General features: G+C 75.1%; 21 protein-coding genes. 8 read left to right on the top strand and 13 right to left on the bottom strand.

Annotated elements, in window-relative coordinates:
- Positions 1-282 precede the first annotated feature (282 nt).
- Positions 283-765: a hypothetical protein gene (locus ACFYO5_RS16015; protein ID WP_388709010.1), complete on the top strand. Its 483-nt coding sequence runs from the start codon at positions 283-285 to the stop codon at positions 763-765.
- A 259-nt stretch (positions 766-1,024) separates the two neighbouring features.
- On the opposite strand, the gene ACFYO5_RS16010 is transcribed toward ACFYO5_RS16015, so the two are convergent.
- Positions 1,025-1,525: a roadblock/LC7 domain-containing protein gene (locus ACFYO5_RS16010; protein WP_388709008.1), complete on the bottom strand. Its 501-nt coding sequence runs from the start codon at positions 1,523-1,525 to the stop codon at positions 1,025-1,027.
- Between the two features lie 763 nt (positions 1,526-2,288).
- On the opposite strand from ACFYO5_RS16010, the gene ACFYO5_RS16005 reads away from it, so the two are divergent.
- From ACFYO5_RS16005 to ACFYO5_RS15990, 4 genes are all read left to right on the top strand, one after another.
- On the top strand, positions 2,289-3,434 hold the full coding sequence (locus ACFYO5_RS16005) for a hypothetical protein (RefSeq protein WP_388709006.1): 1,146 nt from the start codon (positions 2,289-2,291) through the stop codon (positions 3,432-3,434).
- 137 nt (positions 3,435-3,571) lie between these two features.
- The gene (locus tag ACFYO5_RS16000) at positions 3,572-4,129 is read left to right on the top strand and encodes a 2Fe-2S iron-sulfur cluster-binding protein (RefSeq protein ID WP_388709003.1); all 558 of its coding nucleotides are present in this window, start codon (positions 3,572-3,574) and stop codon (positions 4,127-4,129) included.
- A complete protein-coding gene (locus ACFYO5_RS15995) occupies positions 4,126-5,124 on the top strand; it encodes an FAD binding domain-containing protein (protein ID WP_388709001.1) in 999 nt (332 codons plus the stop codon). Before ACFYO5_RS16000 ends, ACFYO5_RS15995 begins: the two co-directional genes overlap by 4 nt.
- A complete protein-coding gene (locus ACFYO5_RS15990) occupies positions 5,121-7,226 on the top strand; it encodes a xanthine dehydrogenase family protein molybdopterin-binding subunit (RefSeq protein WP_388708998.1) in 2,106 nt (701 codons plus the stop codon). The genes ACFYO5_RS15995 and ACFYO5_RS15990 overlap by 4 nt, the downstream gene beginning before the upstream one ends.
- Positions 7,227-7,281: 55 nt before the next feature.
- Here the strand turns inward: ACFYO5_RS15990 and ACFYO5_RS15985 are convergent, their stop codons facing one another.
- Positions 7,282-8,436 (bottom strand): hypothetical protein, encoded by a 1,155-nt coding sequence (locus tag ACFYO5_RS15985; protein WP_388708995.1) that lies wholly within the window; start codon positions 8,434-8,436, stop codon positions 7,282-7,284.
- Between the two features lie 272 nt (positions 8,437-8,708).
- Here ACFYO5_RS15985 and ACFYO5_RS15980 point away from each other — a divergent pair, with 272 nt between their 5' ends.
- The 3 genes from ACFYO5_RS15980 to tgmB all read left to right on the top strand — a co-directional run bounded on the left by ACFYO5_RS15980 (position 8,709) and on the right by tgmB (position 10,439).
- A complete protein-coding gene (locus ACFYO5_RS15980) occupies positions 8,709-8,990 on the top strand; it encodes a DUF1232 domain-containing protein (protein ID WP_388708992.1) in 282 nt (93 codons plus the stop codon).
- A 256-nt stretch (positions 8,991-9,246) separates the two neighbouring features.
- Positions 9,247-9,438 (top strand): putative ATP-grasp-modified RiPP, encoded by a 192-nt coding sequence (tgmA, locus tag ACFYO5_RS15975; protein ID WP_352251714.1) that lies wholly within the window; start codon positions 9,247-9,249, stop codon positions 9,436-9,438.
- 14 nt (positions 9,439-9,452) lie between these two features.
- A complete protein-coding gene (tgmB, locus tag ACFYO5_RS15970) occupies positions 9,453-10,439 on the top strand; it encodes an ATP-grasp ribosomal peptide maturase (protein WP_388708989.1) in 987 nt (328 codons plus the stop codon).
- A gap of 18 nt (positions 10,440-10,457) precedes the next feature.
- Here tgmB and ACFYO5_RS15965 read toward each other — a convergent pair whose 3' ends face one another.
- The 11 genes from ACFYO5_RS15965 to ACFYO5_RS15915 form a co-directional block, all read right to left on the bottom strand.
- The gene (locus tag ACFYO5_RS15965; RefSeq protein WP_356567187.1) at positions 10,458-10,763 is read right to left on the bottom strand and encodes a DUF5133 domain-containing protein; all 306 of its coding nucleotides are present in this window, start codon (positions 10,761-10,763) and stop codon (positions 10,458-10,460) included.
- A gap of 190 nt (positions 10,764-10,953) precedes the next feature.
- On the bottom strand, positions 10,954-12,723 hold the full coding sequence (locus tag ACFYO5_RS15960) for an ABC transporter ATP-binding protein (RefSeq protein WP_388708985.1): 1,770 nt from the start codon (positions 12,721-12,723) through the stop codon (positions 10,954-10,956).
- A gap of 214 nt (positions 12,724-12,937) precedes the next feature.
- Positions 12,938-13,795 carry an aldo/keto reductase gene (locus ACFYO5_RS15955; protein ID WP_356567191.1) on the bottom strand — a complete coding sequence of 286 codons (858 nt, stop codon included), beginning with the start codon at positions 13,793-13,795 and terminating at the stop codon, positions 12,938-12,940.
- A 161-nt stretch (positions 13,796-13,956) separates the two neighbouring features.
- Positions 13,957-15,225, bottom strand: coding sequence for an ABC transporter substrate-binding protein (locus tag ACFYO5_RS15950; RefSeq protein WP_388708982.1), 1,269 nt, complete (start codon positions 15,223-15,225; stop codon positions 13,957-13,959).
- On the bottom strand, positions 15,222-16,361 hold the full coding sequence (locus tag ACFYO5_RS15945; RefSeq protein ID WP_388708979.1) for a branched-chain amino acid ABC transporter permease: 1,140 nt from the start codon (positions 16,359-16,361) through the stop codon (positions 15,222-15,224). Before ACFYO5_RS15945 ends, ACFYO5_RS15950 begins: the two co-directional genes overlap by 4 nt.
- Positions 16,354-17,250, bottom strand: coding sequence for a branched-chain amino acid ABC transporter permease (locus ACFYO5_RS15940; protein WP_356567197.1), 897 nt, complete (start codon positions 17,248-17,250; stop codon positions 16,354-16,356). The genes ACFYO5_RS15945 and ACFYO5_RS15940 overlap by 8 nt, the downstream gene beginning before the upstream one ends.
- Positions 17,247-18,188 (bottom strand): ABC transporter ATP-binding protein, encoded by a 942-nt coding sequence (locus ACFYO5_RS15935; protein ID WP_388708975.1) that lies wholly within the window; start codon positions 18,186-18,188, stop codon positions 17,247-17,249. The genes ACFYO5_RS15940 and ACFYO5_RS15935 overlap by 4 nt, the downstream gene beginning before the upstream one ends.
- Positions 18,185-18,979, bottom strand: coding sequence for an ABC transporter ATP-binding protein (locus tag ACFYO5_RS15930; RefSeq protein ID WP_388708972.1), 795 nt, complete (start codon positions 18,977-18,979; stop codon positions 18,185-18,187). The genes ACFYO5_RS15935 and ACFYO5_RS15930 overlap by 4 nt, the downstream gene beginning before the upstream one ends.
- Positions 18,980-19,618: 639 nt before the next feature.
- Entirely contained in the window at positions 19,619-20,884 is a 1,266-nt protein-coding gene (locus tag ACFYO5_RS15925; protein WP_356567203.1) for a helix-turn-helix domain-containing protein, read from the bottom strand.
- A gap of 143 nt (positions 20,885-21,027) precedes the next feature.
- A complete protein-coding gene (locus ACFYO5_RS15920; RefSeq protein WP_388708969.1) occupies positions 21,028-23,712 on the bottom strand; it encodes a LuxR C-terminal-related transcriptional regulator in 2,685 nt (894 codons plus the stop codon).
- Positions 23,713-23,955: 243 nt separating this feature from the next.
- Positions 23,956-24,852, bottom strand: a complete 897-nt coding sequence (locus ACFYO5_RS15915) for an alpha/beta hydrolase (RefSeq protein ID WP_356567206.1) — start codon at positions 24,850-24,852, stop codon at positions 23,956-23,958.
- Between the last annotated feature and the right edge of the window lie 121 nt (positions 24,853-24,973).

The following is a 24,973-nucleotide window of genomic DNA, read 5'->3' as shown; positions in this document are numbered from 1 at the left end:
CTCGTGCCCCGGTGTGACCTCCCCGTGCACCTGCCGTACGGGGCATCGCGCGAATGGGCTCGCGCGGCGGCGGGCATGCTCCGGGCGAGGTCGCTTCCGGTGGGCCGTGCCGGAACCGGACCGGAGTGCCCTTTCCCCGCCCGCATCCCACGAAGGACATGTGTCTTGGCTCAAACGTACCCTGAGGCACCGTCAGCCCGCCGTCCCGGCCGTTCCTGGACCATTCGTGTGGTCGGGCACCGGGACCGTACCGCGTCGGTCACCTGCTCCTCCGCGTGCGCGATGCCGTCGCGCTCGCGTGATCTCGCGGCCCTGCGCCGCTTCGCCGAAGCCCATGCCACCGCGCACGCCAGGGCGGCGTCGGTGCGGTACGACGCCGCCTGCTGGTGCCGCCGCGAGCAGTGCGCCCTGCACGAGGGCACGCGGGTCGGCTGCGCGGGCGCGGTCCTGCTGGTGCTGCGGCACGATCCCTCCGTGGGCCAGGTGTGGACGCTCAGCGAGGTCTGTTCCGCCTGCGCCGCGTTGATGCCGCACACCCGGATCATCGGCCGTGCGACGCCACCGCCACCGCCCGACGCCGGCGGTCCGGGTCCGGCCGGCACGCGCCCGGCGGAGGTCCGCCCGCCGTCGGCCCCGACCGGGGCGCCTCCACGGCTGGTGCCCGGCGGCTTCAGCGCCCCCGGCGCGGGTGGCGCGGAACGCGTCGTCGGGCAACGACGCGGCACGGGCCGGCGCCGGGGACGGCCGGGGGGTGGCGGCGGGTAGGCGCACGCCACGGTGAGAGCCGGCGCCGGGGGGGCGGACGGGGGGCGGGTGTGGGCCACTCCGCCAGGAGAGCCGGCGCCGGGGGCGGACGGGGGTGGCGGGGTGCAGCCCCACCCCACCGCGAGAACCAGGCGCCGGGGACAGCCGGGAGATGGCCGGGTGCAGCCCCACCCCACCGCGAGAGCCAAGCGCCGACGGGTGTCATGAGGGCGGAGGGTCGCGCGGTGGAGGCCGGTTCACCGTGGTGGCCGGCCTCGGTTCAACCGCCGTGTTCCGGACCCCGCTGGGGTCCGAGCTGCCGGGGGACGCGCACCGGCAGGCCGCCCGAGGGCTGGTTCCGGGGTGGGGGCGGGACTGCCGGAACGCCGGGGTACGCCGGTTGCGGGGTGGGCCGGGCCGCCATCAGGGCGGCGATGTGGGCGCCGCTGCGCCGGCCCTCGAGGTGCAGGCGGCCGACGTTGGCGCGGTCGTCGGCGAGCAGGGTGAGGACGGCGGCGGGGCCGGCCGCGTAGGTGGCGACGTACCCCCCGGCTCCGCGCACCAGAAGTTCGCGGAAGTCGCCGCGTGCCGTGAGGTCCACCAGGCGGCGGCCGACCCCGAGGGCCGCGGCGGTGAGGGCCGCGAGGCCCTCCGGCTGGACGCCCGGCATGTCCTGGGCGAGGACGAATCCGTCGACGCTGGCCGCCAGTGCCCCCGTCAGCTGGGGCATCCGCGTGCGCAGCCGGTGCAGTTCGTTCAGGACCTCGGCCTCGACGGCCATGACCAGTCTCCTTTCGGCGCGTGTCGACGGCGCGGCGGTCACCGGTCCGGCGGGGCCTGGCATCGGGGCAGCACCGAGAGCGTGATCCCGAGGTTACGGAAAGTGGCGGGTCCGGGTGACGGCTTTGGCATTTTCCTCTGGAACGTGCGACCCCTCTGCGTGGGCGGCCGCCGGCTCCGCGGAGCGGCGTCGCGGGCACGGGGACAGGGCCCGCCCCGACGCGGATGGTGGGCGAGCCCCGTCCGCCGGGTCGATTGTGGGGGCCGCGGCGGGCGGGGACCACGGGTGCGCGCCCGCGTCCGGTGGTGCGCGCCGCACACCCCGTGCGCGGGCCACGCGCGGGCCACGCGCGGGCCACGACGAGCGCCTCGCGCCGCGACGGCCCCGCGTCCCACGGCAGCACCGGGTCGACGTACCCTCCGTCGACGCCCACGGTGGCTCCGGCGCGGGCCGAACCGGCGGCGATCGCCGCGCCGACGCCCTGCGAGGAGCCCGTGACCAGCGCCGTCCGTCCCGCCAGGCCCAGCTTCGCCGGTTCTCCCCTCGCGCGTACGGTCGGTGGGGGTCCTGTTCCCCCCTCGCCGACCCGGCGGGTGCGCGTGGCGCGAGGGCCGCCGCCCAGATGCCCCGCTCCAGGCGTGACGCACTCCCCGGGTGGGAATGCGCACCACGACCCGATATGCGCCCACCCCGCGTGATCACCCGCCCGCCGCGACGGCGATACTGACAGTCCCCGTCGCCCCCGCTCCGCACGAAGGGACTCATGCTCACCTCCCCGCCCGTCCCCGCCCCGACGCCCTCCACGGTGTGGCTGACCCGTGGCCGCCACACCGGGCCCGCCGCGCCGGACGTCCTCCGCAAGAACCTCCGGTCACTGAAGGAGGACGGGACGCTCCACGACTTCCTGGAGGTCCCCGACGGCGGCACCGTCGAGGGCGGACTGGTCTTCGAGGCCCGCTGGCGGGTGCCCGAGGACATCACCGTGCGGGCCCGGCTGACGCTCGGCGAGTGGTCCGGGCGCGGGCAGGAGTGGACGCTGGTCGCGGAGGCGGAACGGCCGTGGGACCTGCGATGGCCGTCCCCGGCCGCCATGTTCTGGCCCTGGGACGCGGACGCCCCGTGGGGCCACGAGACGGTCACCGGCGGGCGGTACCTCGACGTCAGCGCGCTCCCGGCGGACGACAAGGAACTGCGGCGGGCGCTGCGCGGCGCCCAGCGGGACACCTGGACGATGCATGTGGTGGTGCACGAGGCCATGACGCCCGACGAGCGGGGCCGCCGCTCCCTGATCCCGCTGCTGCCTCCGGGACTGCACCACCGTGTCGTGGAGCACCGCGCGGCACCGCACCAGCTGCGTACCGTGAACTGGGCGCTGCGCGAGTTCGACGTCGAGCTGCCCCGCGGCGGCGCGGTCGTGCTGCCGGGGTCCCCTGCCCCGGCCGGGTACGAGGCCGCCGGCTTCTCGGTGCGCAACGTGTTCCTGGACGGCACGCACCCCACCGAACTGCTGGACGCGGTGAACCGGTTCGCGGCCCTGCCCAGGCCGCTGCCGGAGGGCGGCGAGGCCGCGCTGACCGCGCTGCGGGAGGAATGGCAGCTGCTGACCCCGGAGGAGGAGCTGGCCCGTGAGCGCAGCCTCGTGGTCATGTACCGGGAGGCCCTGGAGGCGATGACCGAGTCCCGGGACCTGTACCGGGAGGCCGCCGAACAGGCCCACGAGGCGTTGACCGCCTATCGGGAGGCGGCCGAGGCGGGCGGGCGTCCGGAGCCGGCCGTCAAGCGCGCCGGTTCCCCGTTCCAGCCGCTGGGCCGGACCCTGGAACGCCTCCGCGAGACGGCGAAGGGCCTGCGCCCGGCCCCGGCCGGGAACCCGCGGCGGCGGGAGCCACCGGGCGACGAGGCCCGGTAGCCCGGTCCGGCCCGCCGGTCGCCGCCGGAGGGGACCCCTCCGCCCCGCCCGATTCCTCCCCCGCGGGACGTGTCGAGTGCCGTCCGCTGGATACGCGGACCCCACGGCACGACGGATCTTCCGAAGGGGTCCCCGACATGGGCAGCGAGCAGCAACCCGCTCAGGGCGCCGACGCACCTCCCCACCACCGTTCCGAGACGACCCTGCGGGTCAACGGCACACCGCGCACCCTGACCGTGGACCACCGGCGGGTGCTGCTGGACCTGTTGCGGGAGGATCTGGACCTGACCGGCGCCAAGAAGGGCTGCGACCACGGGCAGTGCGGTGCCTGCACGGTCCTGGTCGACGGGCGGCGGGTCAACAGCTGCCTGGTGCTCGCGGTCGCCGTCGACGGCTGCGACGTCACGACCGTCGAGGGACTGTCGGGCGACGGCGAGGAGCCCCATCCCCTCCAGCGGGCCTTCCTGGAACGCGACGCCTTCCAGTGCGGCTACTGCACGCCGGGGCAGCTCTGCTCGGCGGTCGGGGCCCTCGCCGAGGCGGAGGCCGGCCATCCCTCGCACGTCACCGGCGCCCGGGTCTCCGGGCCGGTGCCGCTCGACCGGGACGAGATCCGCGAGCGGCTCAGCGGCAACCTGTGCCGGTGCGGCGCGTATCCCCGCATCGTCGACGCGGTCGAGGACGTGATCCGGTGAAGCCCTTCGCCTATGTACGGGCCGGCAGTCTCGCCGAGGCGGCCGACGCCTACGCCTCCCACCCCGGCGCCCACTACCTGGGCGGCGGCACGAACCTCGTCGACCTGATGAAGCTCGGCGTGGAACGGCCCACCGCCCTCATCGACGTCACGCGTCTGCCCATGGCCGAGGTGACGGAGCTGCCGGACGGTTCGCTGCGGGTCGGGGCGCTGGTGCGCAACAGTGACCTGGCGGCGCATCCGCAGGTCCGCGAACGCTACCCCGTCCTGTCGCAGGCGCTGCTCGCCGGTGCCTCCGGTCAGTTGCGCAACGCCGCGACGACCGGCGGGAACCTGCTCCAGCGCACCCGCTGCCCGTACTTCCAGGACGTGTCCAAGCCGTGCAACAAACGTGAGCCGGGCAGCGGCTGCGGCGCCCTGGCCGGTGTGCGCCGCGACCACGCGGTGCTCGGCCACTCCGAGCACTGCGTCGCCACGCACCCCTCGGACATGGCGGTCGCGCTGGCCGCGCTCGACGCGCAGGTCGAGCTGTACGGCCTGGCGGGCGTCCGGCGGGTGCCCGCCGCCGAGTTCCACCGGCTGCCCGGGGAGCACCCGGAGCGGGACACCGTGCTGGAGCCGGGGGAACTGGTGACCGCCGTGCTGCTGCCGGCCGCCACGGCCGGGGTGCCGTCCGCGTACCGCAAGGCCCGCGACCGGGCGTCGTACGCCTTCGCGCTGGCGTCCGTCGCCGTGGTCCTGAAGGTGTCGGAGGGCGTGGTGGCGCACGCCGGGATCGCGTTCGGGGGGCTGGCGCACCGGCCGTGGCGGGCCCGGCGGGCGGAGGAGGCGCTGCTGGGGGCGGCACCGACCGAGGCGGCGTGCGAGCGTGCCGTCGGCCTCGAGCTGGAGCGGGCCAGGCCGCTGGGCGAGAACGCCTACAAGGTGCCCCTCGCGCGCAACCTGGCCGTCGACGTCGTCGGGCGGCTCGCGCGGAACGGGCAGGACGCGTCATGAGGCGGCCTGCCACGGGCGCTCCGGCCGAGCGGCTGGAAGGGCGCGAGAAGGTCACCGGGACGGCCCGCTACGCCGCCGAGTTCCCGTCTGCGGGCAGGCTGTTCGCCCGTCCGGTGCCCGCCGGGGTCGCGCGCGGCCGGGTCACGGGGGTGGACGTCTCGGCGGCCCTCGGCCTGCCCGGCGTCGTGTCCGTCCTCACCCACGACAACGCGCCCCGCCTCACCGAGCCGGACGACGCGACCCTCGCCCTGCTCCAGGACGCGCGCGTGCCGCACCGGGGCTGGTTCGTCGCCCTGGTGGTGGCGGACAGTCCGGAGGCCGCGCGGGCCGGCGCCGCGGCCGTACGTGTCGACTGCTCGGCGGAGCCGCACGACGTCACGCTGTCGGTGACGCACCCGGAGGCGTATGTGCCCGAGGCGGCCAACGCCGGCTATCCGGCCGTGCGGGAACGCGGCGAGCCGCGGGCGGCGTTCGCGTCCGCGGCCGTCCGGGTCGACGTCGGCTACCGGGTGCCGCCCCTGCACAACCACCCCATGGAGCCGCACGCCAGCACCGCGCGCTGGGACGGGGAGCACCTGACGGTGCACACGTCCAGCCAGGGCACGACGGCGGTGAGGGACGTGCTCGCGGGGCTGTTGGGGCTGGCGGAGGAGCGGATCACCGTCGTCGCCGAGCACGTCGGCGGCGGTTTCGGCTCCAAGGGCACGCCCCGGCCGGACGTGGTGCTCGCGGCGATGGCCGCGCTGCGGCACACGGGGCGGGCGGTCACCGTCGTCCTGCCACGCCGCTTCATGCCCTCGGCCGTCGGGCACCGGGCGCCCACCCTGCACCGGCTGCGCCTGGGCTCGGACGCCGACGGCCGGCTGACCTGTCTGGAGCACGAGGTCACCACCCACACCTCCCGGGTGAAGGAGTTCGTGGAGCAGGCGGCGGTACCGGCTCGTGTCATGTACGCCGCCCCGCACAGCCGTACCGCCCACCGTGTGGTGCGCCTCGACGTGCCGAGCCCGTCCTGGATGCGGGCGCCCGGGGAGGCGCCGGGCATGTACGCGCTGGAGTCGGCCATGGACGAACTGGCCGCGGAACTGGGCATGGACCCGATCGAGCTGCGGGTGCGCAACGAGCCCGACACCGAACCGGACAGCGGCAGGCCGTTCAGCAGCCGCCACCTCGTGGAGTGCCTGCGCGAGGGGGCCCGCAGGTTCGGGTGGGAGCGGCGCGATCCGCGCCCGCGCGCCCGCCCGGAGGGCCCGTTGCTGGTGGGGACGGGCGTGGCAGCGGCCACCTACCCGGTGCTGGTCTCCCCGTCGGCCGCGGCGGCCCGCGCCCTGCCCGACGGGAGCTTCCTCGTGGAGGTCAACGCCACGGACATCGGCACCGGCGCCCGTACCGTCCTGGCGCAGATCGCGGCCGACGCCCTGGACGTCCCCCTGGAGCGGGTCCGGGTCCGCCTCGGCAGCAGCGACCTGCCGTCCGCCCCGGTGGCCGGCGGTTCCTCCGGTACGGCCTCCTGGGGCCGGTCGGTCCACGAGGCGTGCGTCCGGCTCGCCGACCGGCTGACCGCCTTCCCCGGGCCCGTGCCGGAGCACGGCCTGGTGGAGCACGCCGACACCGCCGGTACGGCGGACGAGGGCTCCTCCTACGCCCGGCACGCGTTCGGAGCGCACTTCGCGGAGGTCGCCGTGGACACGGTGACCGGCGAGGTGCGCGTACGCCGGCTCCTCGGGGTGTACGCGGCGGGCCGCATCCTCAACGCCCGCACCGCGCGTTCCCAGTTCGTCGGCGGCATGACCATGGGCCTCGGCATGGCACTGACCGAGGGCAGCACCATGGACGCCGCGTTCGGCGACTTCGCGGAGTCCGACCTGGCGTCGTACCACGTGCCGGCGCACGCCGACGTGCCGGACGTGGAGGCCCACTGGGTCGAGGAGGACGATCCGCACCTGAACCCCATGGGGAGCAAGGGCATCGGGGAGATCGGGATCGTCGGCACGGCCGCCGCGGTGGGCAACGCGGTCCACCACGCCACCGGCGTCCGGCTGCGTGAACTCCCGCTCACGCCGGACCGGGTGCTCACCGCGCTGCTGGAGTACGGACGCTGAACCGACGTCCGCCCCGCCCACCTGGTGAGTGGGCGGGGCGGACGGCCGGGCCGGGTCAGTCCCGTGCGGGCAGTACCGCGGTCCTCCGGTCGGGTGCCGGGGCGCGGGCCGGACGGCGGTCGTCCAGGAGATGGACCAGGAGGGCCACCGTCACCGTCACCGCGGTGACGGCGGCGACGGGGCCGGCGATCCACGGTGGGGCGAGGGTCGCCTCGGTCAGCGGCGACAACCCCACCACGGCGACGCGTCCGGCGAACACCTGGGCGCCCGCGAACACCGCCGGCGCCAGCACGCCCAGCACCAGCAGCGGCAGGGCGGGCCTGCGCAGCAGCGCCAGGGCGAGCAGGAGGCAGAGCCCGGACAGGGCCAGCGCGGTGGCGAGGGCGCCGACCGGAACACCCTGCCGGTGCACCGCGACGTGGGCGACACCGCACAGCGCCAGCGTCACGGCCGCCGCCCAGTCCGTCCATGCCGCCCACGGCGACACGGTTGGGGCGGGAGCGCGGGCCGGTGCCGGTGTCCGGTACGGCGGTGGCTCGGCGGGCCTCGGCGGCGGGCCGTCGAGGACGTCGAACGGGGCCAGAGGATCCTCCGGGACGCCGGGGACATGGTCCCAGGGTCCGGCGGGCAGGCCGGCCTGCCGTTGCCGGGCCTCCTGCTCCTGCCGTTGCCGGGCCGCCTGCTCCTCGCGTTGCCGGGCGAGCCGCGCGACGAGTTCGGCGAGTTCCTCCACCGGCCGATGGGTGGCGGCCGCCAGGACCGCCTCGTCACCACAGTGCTGTTCCAGTGGTTCCCGGTACAGCAGCGCCATCAGCCGCGTCACCTCCTCGACGGGCCGGTTCTCGGCCGCGGCGCGGATCATGTGGTCGGCGTGCCCGGCCTCGTAGGGCGGCCTGGACAGCACGGCCACCAGCCGGGTGACGTCCTCCACCGGGCGGTCCGTCCCGATGGCCCGCAGCACGCCGACCGCGGCCTGCCTGCCTTCCTCGGACTCTTCGAGCAGGGCGACGAGGAGGGCGACGTCCTCCAGCGACCGGTGGACCACGGTGGCGTGCAGAAGACCCTCGATGGGGTCGGGATAGGCGGTGCGGGCGTCCGGTGCCGGGGACGGCGTGCCGTCTCCCTGCGGGGCCGTGCGCTCCGCGTCGGTGATGGGTGGGCTGGAGGGGACGGCGCCGTCCGAACCGGGCCGTATGGAGCGGGTGATCATGCTTGGCTCTCTCTGCAGGCTGCGGTCACAACTGCACCCCCGACATGCGATACGCCATGTGACGCTCACCATTACTACGGGCCCCCCGCGCCGCCCGCCACCCGGACGGGGCAGCCGTGTGACGGCGCTCGCGCGCTCACGGCCCGGCCGGCCGGCACCCGGTCCGCGCGATTTTCCCGGCCTGACGGGGCATTCGGCAGTCGAGGACGGGGAAATCGACAGTCGGGGGAACCGCCGGACACCGCGCGACGGACCGCGCACAGGGAGGGCCCGTGGATGCGACCGCCACGCTCGTCACCGTCGCCGTGGTAGCGGCGGTGGCGCTGTTCGCCGTGGCCGCCACCGTCATGGTGCGGCTGGTCCGGGCCCGGCGCGGCCTCCGGCAGGCGGGCCTGCCGACCGGACCCCGCTGGGTGTTCTGGGGAGCGGTCGCGTACTTCGTCCTCCCCACCGACCTGCTGCCCGACCCGGTCTACCTCGACGACATCGGTGTCCTGCTCCTCGCCCTGCGCTCGCTGCGCCGCGCCCCCGACCGCACGGGCACCACCGGCTGACCGCACGGCATCACCGGCCGACCGCTCGCGTCTCACCAACTGGCCGCTCGGCAAGAGGTTTTCACCCGGCACGGGGCTCATCGCCCCTGCTCAGCTCGCTGTGCCCGGCCCGACCCGGTGATGATCACGGAGAGTAAGGAAACCAACCACCCGTTCGATTCGTATAAGTGACTGAAGGTCGCACCACAGCAGCGGGCCCGAGTGACGTCGCACGGCGGCACCGCTTGATCGACGCAGTACCGACGAGGGAGAGACGATGCAACCGTTCGCGCTCAACTACGCACGCCCGGCGGCGGAGTTGGAGTTCGCAACTCCGTACGCCTACGACCCAGGACTGCAGTTGAACGTGCTCCTCGACGGCCGGATCGCCGCTCGCGACCACGCCCTGCTGAGAGAGCTGGGGACGACGACCTCCACAGCGGGCTCCAAGACGCACTTCGACGACTGAGAGCGGCGGCCCAGATGACCGTGCTCATCCTGACCAGTGAAGAGGACGTCACGGCGGACATGGTGGTCGTGCACCTGAACGCCGCGGGCGTTCCCGTGGTACGGCTCGATCCCGCCGACCTGACCGGTTCCGTCGCGCTCTCCGGGGAGTACGTGCACGGCGCCTTCCGGGGCCATCTGTCGTCCGCGGGGCGGCTGGTGAGCCTCGACTCGCTGCGCTCGGTGTGGGTGCGCCGGCCCGGCGCGGCGGCGGCCCACGCCCCCGAACCGTCCGCGTGGCTCACGGAGGAGGCCTCGCAGGCGCTGTACGGGATGCTCCGCGGCGGCGAGGCGCGCTGGATGAACCATCCGGACGCGGCCCGGCGGGCCCGGCACAAGCCCTGGCAGCTACGGCTGGCCCAGCGCAGCGGGCTGCCCGTGCCGGCCACACTCATCACGACGTTCCCGCAGGCGGCGCGGGACTTCGCCGAGCGCTACCCCGACCTCGTCGTGAAGCCGGTGTCCGGGGCGCATCCGCAGGACCCGCCGCGGGCGGTGCCCACCACCCGGGTCCCGCCCGGCGCCGACTTCGCGGCCGTCGCCTACGGCCCGACGCTGCTGCAACGGCGGGTCGCCAAGCGGGCCGACATCCGGCTGACGGCGGTGGGCGAGCGGCTGCTGGCCGCCCGCAAGGCCGCGTGCCCCGACGGCGACCCGGAGGTGGTGGACGTGCGTTTCGCGCCGTCCACCGCGCCGTGGTGCCCGGTCGACGTCCCGCCCCGCCTGGCCGAGGCCGTGCGGACGTATCTGCGCGAGGCGGAGCTGGCGTACGGCGCCTTCGACTTCGCGGAGGACGCCGACGGGACGTGGTGGTTCCTGGAGTGCAACCAGTCGGGCCAGTTCGGCTTCGTGGAGGTGGACACCGGCCAGCCGATCGCCCGCACCATGGCGGAGTGGCTGGCCGGATCCCCTGCGCGGCGGCCGGCCCGGCCCGCGGACCGCTGTGGTTCGGCGGTGCCGTGAGCCGGGCCGTAAGGTCCCTCAGACCGCCAGGGACAGTCCGCTCTCCTCGTCCCGCTCGCCGTCCCTCGTCGCCCCGTCCCTCGCCGCGTCCTTCTCCTGCCTCGGCACCAGGGCCGTCGGCGGCCGTACCTCGGCGGCGAGCAGGGCGTCCGCCGCGGCGACCGCCTCACGGACGTCGGAGGTGGCCATGAGGACACACAGCGTGTAGGTGACGTCCTCCAGCTCACGGGCCGCGTGCGGTGTCTCCCGCTCGGCCTGGGCGATCCTCAGCGACGCGTAGCGGGTCAGCAGCGTCCTGACGGTCTTCGGGTCCGGAACGATCACGAGCGCCCCTCTTTCCAGGTGTGGTGGCCTGCGTGTGCCCGGACCTGGGCGATTCATGCACGGGTGGGACGCGTGTCACCCTCCGGGGGCACGGTTCTCGCCACTCGGCCCCCGGGGCCCGCCCGCCGGTCGGTGTCGCCCGGCCGAGGGCCGGTGTCGCCCGTCCGGGGGCGGTCGGCCCCTTCCCGCGTCAGGCCACCTGGCCGCTGTGCAGGGCCGTGTACGCGCCGCCCCGGCGCAGCAGTTCCTCGTGGGTGCCGGTCTCCAGGATGCGCCCCTCCCCCATCACCACGATGCGGTCGGCGCCGCGCACGGTGGAGAGGCGGTGCGCCACCACGAAGGTGGTCCGGCCGTGCAGCAGACGGGCGAGGGCCTGCTGCACCAGCGCTTCGGATCGGGTGTCGAGCGCGGACGTCGCCTCGTCCAGGATCAGCACCTTGGGGTCCCGGATCAGGGCGCGGGCGATCGCCAGCCGCTGCTTCTGCCCGCCCGACAGACGTGCCCCGCGCTCACCGACGAGGGTGTCCAGTCCCTGCGGCAACCGGTCGACGAACTCGGTGGCGTTGGCGTCGCGCAGGGCGGCGCGGACCGCTTCCTCGTCGGCCTCGTCCTCCATGCCGTAGGCGACGTTCTCGCGGACCGTGCCGTCGAAGAGGATCGACTCCTGCGGGACCACCGAGACGAACCGCCGGTAGGTGCGCAGGTCGAGGGTGTTCATGTCGGTGCCGTCCAGCAGCAGCCGGCCCGAGGTCGGCCGGATGAAGCCGATGACGAGGTTGAGCACGGTCGACTTGCCCGCGCCGGAGGCGCCGACCAGGGCGACGGTCTCGCCCGGCGCCACGTCCAGGGTGAAGTCGCGCACCGCCGGCCGGCCGCCCTCGTAGGCGTGTCCGACGCCCTCGAAGGTCACCGCGCCGTGCAGCGAGTCCAGTGCGGCCTTGCCCTCGTTGTCCTCCAGTTCGGGCGCCTGGAGCACCTCGCCGACCGAGCGGACCGACTCCAGGCCCTTGGTGATGACGGGCGCCAGACCGGTCAGGGTGGTCGTGGAGTTGGTGAGGGTGGTGAGGAAGGCGCTGAGCATGACGACGTCACCGGGGGTGACGCCCCAGACCTCGTAGTACGACACGAGCGCGGCGCCCGTCAGGACCAGCACGCCGACCACGTTGAGCACGACCCACGCGATGGAGCCGAAGCGGCCGTTGACCAGGTCGAGGCGCATCCCGGAGGTCAGCAGGCGGCGCAGGGTACCGTCCATGCGGGTGAGCGCCTTGCCCTCCAGTCCGTGGGCGCGGGTGACCGGGATCAGCCGGGTCATCTCCGTGACCCGCGAGGAGAGGGTCTCCACCTCGTGGCGGAAGTGCTCGTTGTGGGTGCGCAGCCGGGAGCGCAGCCGGGCCACGACGAACGCGGCGGCGGGCACCACGACGAGGAAGACGGGCACGAACTCGGGGGTGCGTACGGCGATGATGACGAGACCGCCGATGAGGACGGTGATCGCGCCGAGCCCGTTCTCCGCGGTCTGCTGCACCATCTGCTCGACGGCCTCGACGTCCCGGACGACCTTGGCCTGGAGCACACCGGCGCTGACCCGTGAGTGGTAGCCGATGGACAGCTGCTGCATGCGGGTGCACAGGGCGGAGCGCAGGGCGGTGCCCATGCGGCGGACGCTGCCGTACAGGAGGCGGACGTAGAGCAGGTGGAGCGGGTAGTTGACGATCAGGATGAAGAGGATGACGCCGGTGCTGGTCCACAGGCGGCCGATGGGCTGGTGCTCGACGACGGTGTCGATGATGGACGCCGTGATGAGCGGCAGCAGCCAGATGGGGCTGTGTTTGACGGTGAAGACGACGACCGCGCCGGCCAGCCGCCGCCGGTCGGCGCGGAAGAGGTAGGCGAGCGTGCGGATCGGGTGTTCGTCGCGGTAGCGGTGGTCGAGTGGTCTGTCGAGCGACGACGCCATCGGAGGTGGTCCTCCCCGGGGTGCGGGATACGGATTGCGGGGTGCGCGGATGCGGGGTCGGGGTGCGTGCGGGGTCAGGCGGAAGCTCGGGCCCCGGGCGGGCACCGGCGGGCAGGGGCGAGCGCCTTCGCCCCCTGCCCCGCTCACCAGGGCCGCACCCCGCCGACGCGTCCCGCCGGGGCCCCCTTCGGCGCGCCCCCGTCGGCGCGTCCGGTCAGGCCGCGTCCAGCTCCGCCAGTTCCTCCGCCGCGAGGACCAGGTCGGCCGCGGCGGCCGAGTCGCGGATGGTCTCCGGGCGGCTGGCGCCGGGAATGGGCACCACCACCGGCGACTTGGCGAGCATCCAGGCGAGGCACACGCGCTGCGGGCTCACTCCGTGCCGCTCGGCGATCCGGGCGAACGGGGCGTGGGCGGAACCGAGTTCACCGGCGCGGGAGATGCCGCCGAGCGGGCTCCAGGGCAGGAACGCGATGCCCAGCTCGTCGCACAGGCGCAGTTCGGGCTCGCTGGAGCGGAAGGCCGGGGAGAACTGGTTCTGCACGGAGACCAGCCGGCCGCCCAGGATGTCGTTCGCCAGCCGGATCCGGTCCGGGTCGGCGTTGGAGACGCCGGCGGCGAGGATCTTGCCCTCGTCGAGCAGTTCGCGCACCGCGCCGACCGAGTCGGCGTACGGGACGCGCGGGTCGGGGCGGTGGAACTGGTAGAGGCCGATCGCCTCCACGCCGAGCCGGCGCAGCGAGGCCTCGCAGGCCTGCTTGAGGTGGCGGGGGCTGCCGTCCAGGGTCCAGCTGCCGTCGCCGGGGCGCAGATGGCCGCCCTTGGTGGCGACCAGCACGTCGGCGCCCCGGTCGTGGGAGGCGAGGGCCTTGGCGACAAGGGTCTCGTTGTGGCCGGCCTCGTCGGCGCCGAGGTGGTAGGCGTCCGCGGTGTCGATCAGGGTGAGGCCGGCGTCCAGCGCGGCGTGCACGGTGGCGAGGGAGCGTGCCTCGTCGGGCCGGCCCTCGATCGACATGGGCATGGCTCCCAGTCCGATCGCGCTGACCTCGACGTCACCGATGCGGCGGGTGTGCATGGCTCGTGACCTCTCTCGGCTGGGGACGTGACGAAGTCCGGTGCACCGGAAGGTGATCGCGGTGCACCGGACACGTCCCAGCCTGACCCCGGTGGGCCTCGGAGGTCCAATGCGAGAAAGCGAACGCATTCAGCAGCGGGGCCGCTGAATGCCCGCCCGGTTCAGGAGGCCGACGCCAGGTACTCCTCCACCCCCGGCGCCTGGTGCGCGTCCTCGACACCCACCACACCGCCCGCCGCCTTCGCGTCGGGCTTCAGCACGTACGTCGACAGCGCGGCGGGCCGGCCGACGTCGGTGAAGTTCTGCGGACTGCCGAGGCCGGTGTCGACGGCCTTCTGCGACCGGTGGGCCTTCACCACGTCCTCGCGGGCCAGGCTGCCGGCCTCGCAGGCCTTCTTCAGGTCCGCGCCCAGGAGCTGGGCGGCGCTGTAGCCGGACAGCGCCCCGGAGTCGACCGGCGAGGCCGGGTACTTCGCGGTGTAGGCGGTCACCATCTTCTTGACGCCGGGGATGTCGGAGCTGACGGCCGGGGCACCGCTGACGATGCTCAGCATGGCCGTCAGGGCCGGCGCGGCCGGGGTCTTCATCAGCTGCGGGGCGAAGCCCGGGGCACTGCTGACGACGGGGACGCGCAGACCGCGGGAGGCGGCGACGCCGACCAGGGAGGCCGTCTGGGCGGGCCCGGCGCTGATCAGGATCGCCTTCACGCCGTCCTTCTTCAGCGCCGTCACCTGGGCGGAGAGGTCGGTGTCCGTCGCCTTGATCTTCTGGCCGGCGACCTTCAGGCCGGCCTTCTTCGCCGCCCAGGTGGAGCCCTGGAGCGCGTTGGCGCCGTAGTCCCCCTCGAAGTAGACGTGCCCGATGGTGTCGCCCTTCGCCAGGCCCTTGGTGCGGGTGAGGAAGTCGACCGCGGCGATCATGTCGAGGTCGTAGGTGGTGGCCATGACCTGGACGGAGTCCTTGCCGAGCAGGGAGGCGGCCCAGGCCTGCGGGTAGGTCAGCAGGTGGTCGCGCTCGATGTCGTCGAGGAGGGCGGCGACCACCGGGGAGCCGATGACCTGGGGCAGGGCAACGACGTCCGGGGAGATGTCGGCGTAGGCGGTGACGGCCTTCTGGACGTCGTAGCCGTGGTCCTTCACGACGATCTCGACCTTGCGGCCGCAGATGCCGCCCTTGGCGTTGGTCTCGTCGGCCCACAGCTGCTGAGCCTGCACGATGCTCTTGCCGAGGGTGGCATAGGGGCCGGTGAGGTCGGTGAGGGCGCCCAGTCTGACGGTCTTGTCGGTCACTCCGGGACCGGACTTCACTCCGTCGGCACCGTCGGAGGTACTGTCGCCGTCCGCTTTGGAGCTACAGCCGGTGGCCGCGATCAGCAGGGCAGCCAGTGCCGCGGTGAGGGCGGTGCCGCGGGTGCGGTGCTTGGGATTCACGGGGTGTGCTCCTTGGCTCGTGCGGGTGAGTCCGGTGAGGCCTTCGTGATGGCCGGCGGTGGTGCGGACGACGTCGGGTCGGGTGACCGGGCGGGCCGCAGGCGGGCGCGGACCCGGCGGGTCAGGCCGTGCAGTCCGTCGGGCGCGTACAGGAGGATCACGACGATCGCGGCGCCGTAGAGGTAGCGGGCGGCCTCGGTCGGGCCGATGGCGCCCTCGCCTCCGGTGCCGGGGGCGGTGACCAGCGGGAGCTGGTCGGCGTACCGGGTCATCAGCAGGGGCAGCGCGGTGACGAAGAACGCTCCCGCGGTGGCTCCGGCGACCGAGCCCAGGCCGCCGATGACGATCATGGCGAGGTAGTCGACGGAGAGGGCCAGGCCGAAGTAGTCGGGCACCACCCGGCGGAAGGCGAGGGCCAGGAGGACCCCGGCCAGACCGGCGTACATCGACGACACGACGAAGGCGGCCGAGCGGTAGCGGGCCACGTTCACGCCCATCACCGCCGCGGCGGTCTCGCTGTCCCGGACGGCCGCGAGGGCCCGGCCGGGGCGGCCTCGCAGCAGACCCCGCGCGGTGAACGAGGTGAGCGCGAACAGGGCGAGACCGAGGTACCAGAGGCGTTCCTCGGCGCCGAACGGCACGCCCAGCACCGTGAGTTCGGGGTCGTCGGCGGTGAATCCGAACCCGCCGAGGGTGAGCGGGGGAACCGAGCGGCCGTTGAAGCCGCCGGTGACGGAGTCGGCGGTCAGCAGCAGGTGGTGGCCGAGGAAGACCAGCGCCAGGGTGGCGACGCCCAGGTAGATGCCGCGCACGCGCCCCGCGACGGGGCTGAACAGGCCGCCCGCCGCGCCGGCCAGCAGTACGGCCAGGACGGCGGCGAGCGCCGGGGGCAGGTCGGGGCCGGGGTCGCCGGCCAGCCAGGTGTAGCCGTAGGCCCCCACCGCGAGGAAGAAGGCGTGGCCGAGTGAGAGCTGTCCGGCCGTGCCGCTGAGCAGGCCGAGGCCGACGGCGCCGATGGCGGCGGCGATCGAGAACAGGCCGATGCGCAGCCAGAAGGCGTCGAGGTAGAAGGGCAGGGCGCACAGGAGGAGGGCGGGCAGCAGCAGCCTGGCCCACTGGGGAACGCGTTCAGACACGGACCGCTCCCTTCGCGCCGAACAGACCGGTGGGCCGCACCAGCAGGACGACCACCATCACGGCGTAGGGCGCCACATCGCCGAATCCCTCGCCCAGGACGTGCAGTTCGGACTGGTAGCCCGCCACGAGGGCCTCGGTCATGCCGATCAGCAGGCTGCCCGCGAGGGCGCCGGGCGGTGAGGCCATGCCGCCGAGGATGGCGGCGGGGAAGGCCTTGAGGGCGATCTGGCCGGTGGTGCGCTCCAGGCCCGGCGCCGGGAACGCGGCGAGGAACACCGCGGCGAGCGCCGCGAGCGCACCGGCCAGGCACCAGGCGAGCATGCGGACCCGGCTCAGCCGTACGCCCATCAGCGCCGCGGCCTCCACGTCCTCGGCCGCCGCGCGCAGGGACAGGCCCCAGGGCGTGAAGCGGAAGAGGGCGAACACCCCGGCGATGACGACGGCGGAGACGGCGATCGCGGCGAGCCGGCTGTCGGCGACGGTCACCGGACCGAGGCCGGTCACCGCGTCGCCCCACGGATCGCCCAGGGTGAGGAGGTCACCGCCGATGCGCCGGGCCAGGTCGGTCACCAGGACGATGTCGACGCCGATGGTGACGATGGTCTGCACATGGGCGGCCTTGGGGTCGGGGTCCCCGCGTTGCAGCAGCAGCCGGTCCAGGGCGCCGGCGACGGCCGCGGTCGCCAGGACGGCCACCGCGAGGGCGCCGGCGAAGCCGAGGTCGTCGTGGAGGACGGCGACGAGGTAGCCGCCGAGCAGCAGGAGCGAGCCGTGGGCGAAGTTGAGGACACCGGAGGCCTTGAAGATGACGACGAAGCCGAGGGCCACGAGGGCGTAGACGGCGCCGAGGGCGAGGCCGTTGAGGAGGGTGTCGAGGAGGGTGGTCACTGAGCGTTCTCCCCGGGGGGCTCGGTCGCTTGGGGCGCTTCGGTCGCTGGGGCCTCTTGGGCTGTTCGGGCCGCTTCGGTGGGCCCGGGGGGCGCGATGGATCCGAGGTTCTCGTCGGGCGCGCCGGTCCCCAGGTAGGCGCGCAGGACCTCGGGGTGGCGGCGGATCTCCTCGGGTGTGCCGTGGGCGAGCCGGCGGCCGAAGTCGAGGACGGTGACCTCGTCGGCGAGGCGCATGACGAGGCCCATGTCGTGCTCCACGAGCACGACGGACAGGCCGAGCTGTTCCCGGACCGTGCGGACGACGTCGGCGGTGGCGGCGCGTTCGGCGCCGTTCATGCCGGCCACCGGCTCGTCGAGCAGCAGCACGCGCGGCTCCAGGCAGAGCGCGCGGGCGAGTTCGACGCGTTTGCGGTCGCCGTACGACAACAGCGCGACCGGGGTGTCGACGTGGGCGGCGAGGCCGGTGAGTGCGGCGATCTCGTGGACCCGCTCCAGATGGGCGCGTTGTTCGCGTACGGCGCTCGGCAGACGCAGGGCACTGGCGGCGAAACCGGCGCGGGACAGGGCGTGCCGGCCGAGCATGAGGTTGTCGGCGACCGTGCCCTCGGTCGTGACGATGTTCTGGAAGGTGCGGGCCACGCCCAGCGCGGCGATCCGGTGCGGGGCGAGTCCCGTCAGGTCGGTGTCGCCCAGCAGGACCTGGCCGCCGGCCGGGCGGCACAGGCCCGACAGGACGTTGAAGCAGGTGGACTTGCCCGCGCCGTTGGGTCCGATCAGGGCGTGCACGGAGCCCGGGGTCACGGTGAAGGACACCGCGTCCAGGGCCGTGAGGCCGGCGAAGCGGACGGTGACGTCACGGACGTGCAGCGCGGGCGGTGCGGCCGGGGAACCGGCGGTGGCGCAGGCGGCCGTGGGGCCGGTGGTGCGGATGTTCACGCGGCCCCCTGGTCGCCGGCCGGCTCGTCGGCGCTCTCGCCGAGGTAGAGGCGGCGTACGGCGTCCGTGCGCGCGAGTTCGTCGGCGGGACCCGACAGTCGTATCTCGCCCACCTCGAGGACGTGCGCGTGGTCGGCGAGGGACAGGGCCATCCCGGCGTTCTGCTCGACCAGCAGGACGGCGGTGCCCTGCTCGTTGATCTCGCGGACGACTTCGGCGATCCGGAACACCATGCGCGGGGCCAGGCCGAGGGACGGCTCGTCCAGCAGGAGCAGGCGGGGGGCGGCCATCAGGGCGCGGCCGATGGCGAGCATCTGCTGCTCGCCACCGGACAGCAGGCCGGCCGCCTGCCGGCTCCGTTCGGCGAGGACGGGGAACAGGCCGTACACGCGGTCGCGGCTCTCCCGGACCTGCCCGGGAGCGCGCCGGCCGAGGCCGAGGCCGCCGGCACGCAGGTTCTCCTCGACGGTGAGGCCGGCGAAGACCCGTCTGCCCTCGGGGACCTGGACGACTCCGGCGCGGACCGCGGCGACCGGGTCGCGTCCGTCGAGGTCCGTGCCGCCGTAGCGGACACGGCCCGCGGTGATGGTGCCGCGGTGCAGGCGCAGGGTGCCCGAGACCGCCCTGAGCAGCGTGGTCTTGCCGGCGCCGTTCGCGCCGAGCAGGGCGACGACCGCGCCGTGCGGAACGGTCAGGGACACCGAGCGCAGGGCCGACAGGGCTCGCCCGTACATCACGTCGAGCCCTTCGACGTGCAGTGCGGGCGGATCCTGTGGTGGTGCTTCGGGCATCGCGGCTCCTCGGGTCCGTGCCGGCCGGTCACGGCACTTCGGGGGACGGGGGGCGCTCACCACAACACGGGGCCGAGGGGCCGGTACAGGCGCGAGGACCGGGTCGCTGCGTGGGCCCAGTGCGGGAGGCGGGGGGTTGTGCGGCTGCCCAGACGGGGCACGCGCGCCGGCGGGGGCGCGGTAGGACGGGTGGGCGGATCACCGGCGTGCGGCCGCGAGGGCGGTAGGCGGGGCCACGGATCACCCGCGCCACCGCGAGGACAGGAAGCGGGGCCACGGATCACCCGCGCGGGTGTCGGCGGCGCTGCCGCCCGACGGCAGGCAGGCGCGCGGGCCGCGGGCGTCAGCCGACCGCGACACAGCCGAAGCCGCCCGACGACAGCCACGAGCACCGACCGCGGGCATCAACCCACCGCCACACAGCCGAAGCCCCCCGACGACAGCCACGAGCACCGACCGCGGGCATCAACCCACCGCCACACAGCCGAAGCCCCCCGACGACAGCCACGAGCACCGACCGCAGGCATCAACCCACCGCCACACAGCCGAAGCCCCCCGACGACAGCCACGAGCACCGACCGCAGGCATCAGCGAACCGCGCCACAGCCCACTCCCCCGCCGCCCCTGTCGCAGCCCTCGTCAGCGCGCCCGGCGTGCCGCCAGGGCGAGGGTGATCTCGACGACGTCCGTCGGGCGGGAGAGGCTGCGGCCGGTGAGTTGTTCGTAGCGGCGGAGGCGGTTGAGGACGGTGTTGCGGTGGCAGTAGAGGCGCTCGCCGGCCCGCTGGGCGGAACCGTCGCAGGCCAGCCAGGTCGCCAGGGTGTCCAGGAGGACGGCCGCGTCGGAGGGTTCCAGGGTTCGCAGGGGACCGAACACCCGGTCGGCGAGGGCGGTGGCGAGATCGGGCGCGGAGATCACCAGGGCCGCCGGGAGGTGCTCGGTCAGGCGGACCGTGCCGCCGGTCCCCGGGCACATGCGCAGCGCGGTGTCGGCGAGCCGCCGGGCGTCGCCGACGGCGGCCAGGCCCGACACCGCCGTACCGACGCCGACGCGGGCGCCCGAGGCCGGGCCGCCGTCGATCGCCGTCTCGTCCTCGCCGTCGCCGAGCAGGACGATGCCGTAGTCCACCTCGACCCCGGTGTGCCAGTGCACACGTGCGCCGCGTCCTACGGCCGCACGTGCGCCGGCCGCCTCGGACGGGGAGCCACCGGACACCGCGACGACGACGTAACGCCCCTGCTCGGGCAGGTCCAGGGCCTGTGCCGCCTCGGGCAGGTCGGCGATGCGGCTGGTGCCCTCCAGAAGGGCGGCGGCCAGCAGCCGCAGCCGGTTCTCGCGCCGCCAGACGAGCTGGCGTTCGACCTGGCGGTAGGCGTCCGCGACGAGCGTGCAGTGCTCGTCGACGAAGTTCCACACGTCGGCGGCGACGTGCACGAGGAGGCGTACGTCCTCGGGGGCCGAGCGGGAGGTCTCCTCGACCAGGCCCTGCCAGACCAGGGAGCCGCCGAGCCGGAAGGCGTGCAGCAGGGCGTCCAGGGGCAGTCCCTGCTCCGCGCGGGCCGCGCCGATCTTCCAGGAGCAGCGGCGGGCCGCGTCCCGGTTGCCGCGCGGGTCGAGGAGCGAGTTCACGCTGTGCCGCAGCGAGCGGTGGACCTCCTGCCAGGTGGCGGCGGGGTCGCTCTCCACGGCGACGCGGTAGGCGGGTTCCTGCTCCTGGAGCGCGGCGACCAGCCGGTCGGTGAGGTCGGGCAGGTCGTCCAGCAGTACCCGCGCGGCGCGGTGCAGCACGCGCAGGGCGTCGGCGTCGATCAGCGACCGGACGCGCGGGCGCTGCCGCGGGCCCGGTCCGGTGGGCCCGGCCGGTGCGGGGCGCACCGCGATCCGTGGCCGAAGGGCGTGTTGCATGGCCGTCCTCCCCCAGGGGTCGGTGACCCGGCGGCTCCCGCGCGGCGGTGCTCCCTGGCGGCTCCGGGCCGGCCGTGGAGTGCGCGAGGGTCCCGCCGGCTGGCGGGTCCTGCCCGAAGGATGACATACCGTCCGGTCGGTCCCTAGGGGTGTGCACCGGTCTTTTCCGCCCGCTCGACCAGCCGGGCCAGTTCCAGACGGGACCGCACACCGAGCGCGGCGAAGACCCTCCGCAGGTGGTAGTCGACGGTGCGGGTGCTCACGGACAGGGTCAGCGCGACCTCCCGGTTGGTCGCGCCCTCGGCGACACGGCGGGCGATGCGCAGCTGCTGCGGGGTCAGTCCGGACAGGTCCGCGGGTGCCATCGTCCGCGGTCCGCTCGCCGCGGCGCCGTTGGCGCGCAGCTCGCCGCGGGTCTGCTCGGCCCAGGCGCGGGCGCCGCAGCGTTCGAAGCCGACCAGGGCGGCGCCGAGGCGGTCGCGGGCCTCGCGCAGCCGGCGCCGGCGGCGCAGCCACTTGCCGTGGAGGAGTTCGGTGCGGGCCCGCTCGAAGTCGCCGCCGGCCGTCTCGTGCAGGTCGAGGGCCTGCCGGTAGAGGGCGTCGGCGCGGTCCGGCGGGGCCAGCAGGGCGCGGCAGCGCAGGAGTTGGGCGGGGGCCTGCGGGTCGGCGCCGAAGGCCGCCCACCGGGCGAAGTCCTCGACGACGGTCCGGGCGCCCTCGGGCTGTCCGGCGGACACGGCGGCCTCCACGTAGCAGGGGACGGCGAGCATCCACAGGGCGAAGTGTCCGCGCCGGGCGCCCGGCCGCACGAGGGGCCCGAGCCGGTCCGCGGCCTCCTGGGGCCGGCCGCGCCCGAGGTCGGCGCGGGCCGCCGCCCACTCCGCCAGCGTGGCCACCTGCGCGAGACCGTGTCGGCGGGCGGTGCCGAGCGCGGCGGCCACATGTCCGGCGACCGTCTCGGGCTCCCCCTCGATCGACGCGGCCAGTGCCAGTACGGCGTGCTGGTGGGCGGCCGTGTTGCGCTGCCCGGCCCGGTGCGCGGCACGCAGCCCCTCCTCGGCGTGGGTGCGGGCGAGCGCGTGCCGTCCGGCGCGCAGTTCGGCGTAGGCGAGGTACTCGCGGGCCCGCGGGACCGCCGCGACGGAGTCGAGGGTGCGGGCCGCGGCCAGGGCCCGCGCGCCCGCCCGGCGGGCTTCGGCGAGGTCGCCCAGCATCAGCGCCGCCGCGGCGGCCCGCAGGATGTCCTCGGGGTCGCCGGAGCCGTCCGGGTCCCGCGCCACCCGTCGCAACCGGACCGCCGCCTCCTCGAACCGGGCCTCCAGCAGGGCCCGCAGTCCCAGCCGGTAGTCGGTGCGGGGACCACCCTGGGAGGCGTGCCCCGCGACCTCGCCGCAGCGTTCGAGTGCGGCGAGGCATCCCGCCGGGTCGCCCGCCGACCACGCCGCGTCGCAGGCGGCCAGTGCGGCGGTCCCGGCGTCCGCCGGGGAGCGGGCGGCCAGCAGGGAGGTGGCGAGCAGGAGGGAGGCCTGGGCCTCGTCGACGGGCCCGTCGTGCAGCACGGTCGTGCCCCGCAGCAGTGCGGCACGGCCCCGTGCGCCGGCGGGGGCGGCGCCCGACCGGGCCGCGTCGAGCAGCCGCAGGGCGTGGTGGGAACGCCCGCCGAGCAGGGCCTGCTCGGCGGCGGCCGTGTACCGCTCGGCGCGCCGGGGACCGTCGTCGGACAGTTCGGCGGCGCGGGTGTACGCGGCGCAGCGCAGCCGCCGGGACGTCAGGTCCCCGGCGGCAGCCTCCAGCTCGGTTCCCCCTGCGGCTCCGGCCCAGGCCCGGTGCAGCACGGCCCGCGGGTCGCCCTGCGCCAGCTCCCGGGCCAGCGCGAGGTGCGCGGCCCGCCGCCGCCCGTCGGGCGCCGTCGCGTACACCGTCGCGCGCAGCAGCTCGCTGTGGAAGCGGATCCCGTCGTCGGCCGACGTGAGCAGATCGGGCAGCGGTACGGCGCTGTCGTGCCCGAGGTGCCGCACCGCCCGCAGCACGAGTCCCGGGTCGAGCCCTGCGTCCTCGTCGTCCCGTGCGGCGGCAGCCACGGTCAGCAGGAGGTCGCGGCGGCCGGACGGGAGTCCGGCCAGGTACCCGCCGGCCAGGCCCGTCAGCACGTCGGCGCCGGGCAGCGGACGGGGCGGCGGGCGGTCCCCGCGCACCTGGGCGGACGAGAGCCGCCGCACGAGGGCCAGCAGGAGGGCCGGGTTGCCCTCGGCGGCGTCCACGATCTCGTCCCGTACTCCCGCGTCGAGGTCCCCGCCCGTCACCTCGTCGAGGAGCGCCGCCGCCTCGGGCGGGGTGAGCGGGTCCACCCTCGTCACCGGAAGTCCGCCGAACTCCGGGGCGGGCGGCCGGTGTCCGGGGACGGTGAGCAGCAGGCGCGCCGCCGTCGCCGTACGGCACAGGTGCCGGGCCGCGTCGCCCAGCGCGGCGCGCGAGACCGGGTCCCACAGGTGGGCGTCGTCGACGCACACGAGCAGCGGGCGGGAGACGGCGGACAGCGTCGCGGACAGGGCCACCCGCCCCGATCCCGCCACCGGCGCGCGGCCGGTGGTGTCGCCGAGGGCGCGCAGCAGCGCGCGCAGGCCGCCGCCGGGGACGGCCGTCCGTGCCGGGTCGGCCCGTAGCCGCACCACGGGTCCGGCGGCGAAGGAGTCGGCGGCGCGTTCCAGGAACCACGTGCGGCCGCAGCCGGGTTCGCCCGTGACGACGTGTACGCCGCCGTACCGGTCCGCCGGGGCGGTCGCCCGGTGCGGCGCCGGGCCGGGAGTCGCGGTCGTCTGTCCGGTCATCCCCAGGACGTTACGCACAGGTAACGTGAGGCGGAAGCCACCCGTCCACCCGTGGGCGACCCCGCTTCACGCCCGCCACCTGGGCGTTCACGGGTGGACTGCGGGGTGCGGGCTTGTGCCGGTGCCCAACCGTGCCGTCCCCCCGCCGTGAGCGCGCACAACGGCGGCGGCGGTCGCGCGAGGTGCGCGCGACCGCCGCCGACGTCGTGGGGCGTGAGGGCGGAGCAGGGGTGAGCGGGGGCGTCAGGAGGTGTGCGGGCAGTTGCCCCGGTACTCCTCGATGGTCGCGCTCGGCCGCGGCAGCGGGCACAGGAACTGCTCGTAGCGGGTGTCGTTGTCGATGAACCGCTTCAGCCAGGAGACGCTGTACTTCGCGATCGTCGTGTTCGACGTGTTCGGAGTGAAGTGCGTGGCGCCGTTCAGCTCCAGGTAGGCGCGGTCCAGGGCGGACGGCAGCGAGGTGTAGAAGGGCTCGGCGTGGCTGGCCACGGGGGCGACGGTGTCCCCGTCGGCGCCGAAGATCAGGGTGGGTGTGGTGATCTCGGGCCAGGTCTTGTCGGTGTTCCAGGGCGTCAGGGGGATCGCCGCCTGGAGGGAGGGACGGGTCTTGGCGGCCTCGAGGCTGCCGCCGCCGCCCATCGAGTGGCCCATGACTCCGAGCCGCGTGCTGTCGACGCGGCCCCGGACCGAGCTGCGCCCGGTGAGGTAGTCCAGGGCGGCGAGCAGCTGCCGTCCACGCGAGTCGGGCTGGTCGAGGGTGCTGTTGGTGTCGATGGTGAAGACCACGAAGCCCTGCGAGGCCAGTCGCGGACCCAGCCAGGCGATGGAGGACTGGGTGCCGGTGTAGCCGGGCGAGACGGCGACCGCTCCGAAGGTGCCGTCGGCGGTGCTGGTCGGGTAGTAGATCGTGCCCCCGCCGAAGCCGGTGACGGAGAGGGAGGAGACGGTGGTCTGCGAGACGGCGTACGGGCCCCGCGCCGCCTCGATGCTCGACGTGGTCGGCGCCGGGCCGCGCTCGTAGGGGTTGTCGGCGGCCTGTGCCCCGGCTCCGTTCAGGGTGGTGAGGCCGACGACCGCGGCGATCGTCGTCGCCAGGCCGGCGAACCGGCCGAGTCTGCGGTGGGGGGAAGCGGTGGGCATCCGGTGAGCGGCGCCGGTATGCGCTTGCTGCTGCACGACGAGTCGTCCTCTCTGTCGTGTCGGCCCGCCCGGCCGGGCGGACCCGTGTACGGGCTGGCCCAGCCACTATGACGGCCCGGTC

The organism is Streptomyces sp. NPDC006259 (genome assembly GCF_042870975.1).
In the GTDB taxonomy this organism is placed as follows: domain Bacteria; phylum Actinomycetota; class Actinomycetes; order Streptomycetales; family Streptomycetaceae; genus Streptomyces.
Note: the sequence above shows the minus strand (reverse complement) of the source record. Positions and strands in the feature narration are given on the sequence as shown.

Bases quoted from the DNA above. Each gene is read 5' to 3' on its own strand.
- ACFYO5_RS16015 (WP_388709010.1), top strand. From the start codon at position 283: ATGCCGTCGCGCTCGCGTGATCTCGCGGCCCTGCGCCGCTTCGCCGAA.
- ACFYO5_RS16010 (WP_388709008.1), bottom strand. From the start codon at position 1,525: ATGGCCGTCGAGGCCGAGGTCCTGAACGAACTGCACCGGCTGCGCACG.
- ACFYO5_RS16005 (WP_388709006.1), top strand. From the start codon at position 2,289: ATGCTCACCTCCCCGCCCGTCCCCGCCCCGACGCCCTCCACGGTGTGG.
- ACFYO5_RS16000 (WP_388709003.1), top strand. From the start codon at position 3,572: ATGGGCAGCGAGCAGCAACCCGCTCAGGGCGCCGACGCACCTCCCCAC.
- ACFYO5_RS15990 (WP_388708998.1), top strand. From the start codon at position 5,121: ATGAGGCGGCCTGCCACGGGCGCTCCGGCCGAGCGGCTGGAAGGGCGC.
- ACFYO5_RS15985 (WP_388708995.1), bottom strand. From the start codon at position 8,436: ATGATCACCCGCTCCATACGGCCCGGTTCGGACGGCGCCGTCCCCTCC.
- tgmA (WP_352251714.1), top strand. From the start codon at position 9,247: ATGCAACCGTTCGCGCTCAACTACGCACGCCCGGCGGCGGAGTTGGAG.
- tgmB (WP_388708989.1), top strand. From the start codon at position 9,453: ATGACCGTGCTCATCCTGACCAGTGAAGAGGACGTCACGGCGGACATG.
- ACFYO5_RS15960 (WP_388708985.1), bottom strand. From the start codon at position 12,723: ATGGCGTCGTCGCTCGACAGACCACTCGACCACCGCTACCGCGACGAA.
- ACFYO5_RS15955 (WP_356567191.1), bottom strand. From the start codon at position 13,795: ATGCACACCCGCCGCATCGGTGACGTCGAGGTCAGCGCGATCGGACTG.
- ACFYO5_RS15930 (WP_388708972.1), bottom strand. From the start codon at position 18,979: ATGCCCGAAGCACCACCACAGGATCCGCCCGCACTGCACGTCGAAGGG.
- ACFYO5_RS15925 (WP_356567203.1), bottom strand. From the start codon at position 20,884: ATGCAACACGCCCTTCGGCCACGGATCGCGGTGCGCCCCGCACCGGCC.
- ACFYO5_RS15920 (WP_388708969.1), bottom strand. From the start codon at position 23,712: ATGACCGGACAGACGACCGCGACTCCCGGCCCGGCGCCGCACCGGGCG.
- ACFYO5_RS15915 (WP_356567206.1), bottom strand. From the start codon at position 24,852: ATGCCCACCGCTTCCCCCCACCGCAGACTCGGCCGGTTCGCCGGCCTG.